The 657-nt window shown below is 77.2% G+C and carries 2 protein-coding genes; one reads left to right on the top strand and one right to left on the bottom strand.

Translation table 11 applies throughout. From position 1 onward, the window contains the following. A partial coding sequence (locus tag DW299_RS19120; RefSeq protein WP_205814381.1) for a hypothetical protein occupies window positions 1–247 on the top strand: 247 nt, incomplete at its 5' end. A 2-nt stretch (window positions 248–249) separates the two neighbouring features. On the opposite strand, the gene DW299_RS11540 is transcribed toward DW299_RS19120, so the two are convergent. Beyond that, window positions 250–657: substrate-binding domain-containing protein (locus DW299_RS11540; RefSeq protein WP_168443128.1), on the bottom strand; the 408-nt coding region annotated here is incomplete at its 5' end.

The following is a 657-nucleotide window of genomic DNA, read 5'->3' as shown; positions in this document are numbered from 1 at the left end:
GCACGGCACGGACGGGGCGGCCTCGGGCGTGCGGGTCGAGTCCGACGTGACACCCCTGGCCCCGCGGACGGCGACACCGTGGCTCACCGTTCCGGCGCGCCCGGGGGCCTGGGTGGCGGTGGGGGTGCTGCTCGGCGTGGCCTCGGCGTCGCCGCAGCTCACCCCGCAGGAGGGCGGGTGGCTGGTCGTGTGGGCGGACGGGTCGACGACGGCGTTCGACGCGGAGGAGCTGCTGCCGTCCGGCTGACCTCAGCGGTGCGCGGTGCTGTCGCGCACGAGCAGCCGGGTGGGCACGATCGCACGGTCGCCGTCCGCCGCCGGGTCCGCTCCCTCGATCGCCGCGACGAGGGCCCCCACCGCCCGCTGTGCGAGAGCGGAGAAGTCCTGGCGGATGGTGGTGAGGGGCGGCAGGTAGTCCGCGGCATCCGGCACGTCGTCGAACCCCACCACGCTCACGTCCGCGGGCACACGGCGTCCGGACTCCGCCAGGGCCCGCAGCAGACCGAGGGCCATCTGGTCGTTCGCGCAGAACACGGCCGTCGCGGGAGCCAGCGCGGCGCCTGCCGCGAATCCTGACCGCGAGGTCCAGTCGCCGCGGACCACCGCGGGCGCCGCGATGCCGCCCGCGGCGAGCGCCTCCCGCCATCCCCGCTCGCG

The organism is Microbacterium sp. K35 (assembly GCF_004794375.1).
GTDB lineage: Bacteria > Actinomycetota > Actinomycetes > Actinomycetales > Microbacteriaceae > Microbacterium > Microbacterium sufflavum.
This window is presented reverse-complemented; position numbering and strand designations above follow the sequence as displayed.